General features: G+C 47.2%; 3 protein-coding genes and 1 pseudogene. 1 reads left to right on the top strand and 3 read right to left on the bottom strand.

The features are described 5' to 3' along the window. Positions 1-35: 35 nt before the first annotated feature. The 3 genes and pseudogenes from KDK14_RS08580 to KDK14_RS08570 all read right to left on the bottom strand — a co-directional run. Positions 36-290 (bottom strand): annotated as a pseudogene (locus KDK14_RS08580) (type II toxin-antitoxin system VapC family toxin); the annotation flags it as partial. A gap of 117 nt (positions 291-407) precedes the next feature. Then, positions 408-683, bottom strand: a complete 276-nt coding sequence (locus tag KDK14_RS08575; protein WP_257264679.1) for a type II toxin-antitoxin system Phd/YefM family antitoxin — start codon at positions 681-683, stop codon at positions 408-410. 186 nt (positions 684-869) lie between these two features. Then, a complete protein-coding gene (locus KDK14_RS08570) occupies positions 870-1,394 on the bottom strand; it encodes a hypothetical protein (protein WP_257264678.1) in 525 nt (174 codons plus the stop codon). 83 nt (positions 1,395-1,477) lie between these two features. Between KDK14_RS08570 and KDK14_RS08565 the strand changes: the two genes are divergently transcribed. Then, positions 1,478-1,675, top strand: coding sequence for a hypothetical protein (locus tag KDK14_RS08565; RefSeq protein ID WP_257264677.1), 198 nt, complete (start codon positions 1,478-1,480; stop codon positions 1,673-1,675). The last annotated feature ends 63 nt before the right edge of the window (positions 1,676-1,738 follow it).

The following is a 1,738-nucleotide window of genomic DNA, read 5'->3' as shown; positions in this document are numbered from 1 at the left end:
CTCAAGCGGAGCGCTCTACGCGCTCCTGTCTTATATCACCGCCCGATTGGGCGATGCTTTACGACGGGTTTGGTAACCAATTCAAGCCCATCCGCCAGGGCTTGGGCAACCAGCAGGCGGTCAAACGGGTCTTTATGAATCATGGGAAGGGTGCCAGACAGTTCGCCGTGGTATGGCTGAATGGGTAACGCAGAGAAACCTTCTTCTTTGAGAATGGAAGATAAACCTTCCGGAGCCTCCAGTTTCCCCAGTATTTTCTTGATAGCGATCTCCAAAATGGATGCTGCGCTGACAAACCATGTTGTCTACGCTGATAATCAATGCGCGAGTTTCAGGTCCCAGACGATCATAATCTTTAAGCCACCAGAGAAAGACGCAGGAATCCAACAATAAGTGCCGGATGCTCATCATTTGCCGCCTTCAAATAGTTCGACGATATCATCGTCTGTACCGTCAGCAGAGTCACCAAAAGCGGTATCAGACTGGTTAACTTCATCTTTATACCGGCCAGGCTTGCGTGTCCTGCGTTCACGATACGGTACCAGCTTGAGGTAGGGTTTGCCCGCCCTGGAAATAATGACCCGCTCTCCACGCCAAGCCATTTCTCCCAACTGGGAGAGGCGGGTTTTGGCTTCGTGCATATTGATTACCTGCCCTGGTTTGCTGGCGGATGATTCAGGCATGGGCAAATCCTTCGGTTTGACTGGCTAACAGTAGCTAACCTTCAGGAGGCTGGCAAACAAAAACCTGCAAAAACCTGGGTCAAGTCTTGATAAAAAAGCTGCAGTCAGGTCTTTGATTGTGAAATATCTTTTCTCATCACCATAAACGGCAATTGTTATGCATAATGAAAGACCTGCCCCTGATTTTTAATCTGTCTGCACTTTCTTCTGAAACCACATCTTCCGAAACACATTCTCCCGTTGCCTCTCAAGGTCTTCCCTGGAAGAGTTTGGCACCGTCCTGAACTCTGGACTATTGTCCTTATGCTCATTCAATGGAGGAATACGAACATCACGCTGGGCTTGCTCAGGAGGAAAAAGGTCAGGATGCGTTTCCTGGGTAACGGTAACCTCAGGTTCTGAGGATACCTTGGGAATAATACCCAGCCAAACGCCAATCTTCCTGAATTGTAACTTGATTTGCTCCCAGCCGTGTTTAATACCGTCTTTCATTCTCTGGCAGAACGACCTTGTGTCTACTTTCTCCACTGACCAGCCATAGGCAATGGTCACATTATTCGGATTAACGCCCCTTTCAACTGTTACGATCTCTCCATTAGCGCCAACATGGGCAGTAACAGTTGTTTTATCGAATGCAGAATCATTAATGTGCAGTTTTGCCGGGTGTTCAAGTTCATATGTTAAGGGTTTAGATTGAGTTCCGTGCATCATTACATCTCCTTTATTGAGAAATTGTTACTCAATGTAAAAATCATTCCATCGTTTCCAACGCCCCCTGATGACATAACCTGTAAATGGCAACTATCGAAATAACCCTCTGCAGGTCTGAAATCAGCTTGGGAATAATTCTACAGGCAAACAAAAAAAATTGGATAACTGTACTGTTATCTCTACTGACAAAAAGCTGGGGTCAAAAAGCTGAAAAAGCCCTGTCGGCTTCACCCGCAAAAGCACAAGTGGTTCCAGCTTTTCAAGAAACGGGCGGCGGGTAGCGTCTGTAGAAATGTCGAAGTTATTTCAGGACAGCTCCCCGGGAGGCTGTCCGAGAATAGCGC

The organism is Endozoicomonas sp. ONNA2 (assembly GCF_024606365.1).
Classification (GTDB): Bacteria; Pseudomonadota; Gammaproteobacteria; order Pseudomonadales; family Endozoicomonadaceae; genus Endozoicomonas.
Note: the sequence above shows the minus strand (reverse complement) of the source record. Positions and strands in the feature narration are given on the sequence as shown.

Excerpts from the sequence above, each read along its gene's own strand:
- KDK14_RS08570 (WP_257264678.1), bottom strand. The coding sequence starts at position 1,394 with ATGATGCACGGAACTCAATCTAAACCCTTAACATATGAACTTGAACAC.
- KDK14_RS08565 (WP_257264677.1), top strand. The coding sequence starts at position 1,478 with ATGGCAACTATCGAAATAACCCTCTGCAGGTCTGAAATCAGCTTGGGA.
- KDK14_RS08575 (WP_257264679.1), bottom strand. The coding sequence starts at position 683 with ATGCCTGAATCATCCGCCAGCAAACCAGGGCAGGTAATCAATATGCAC.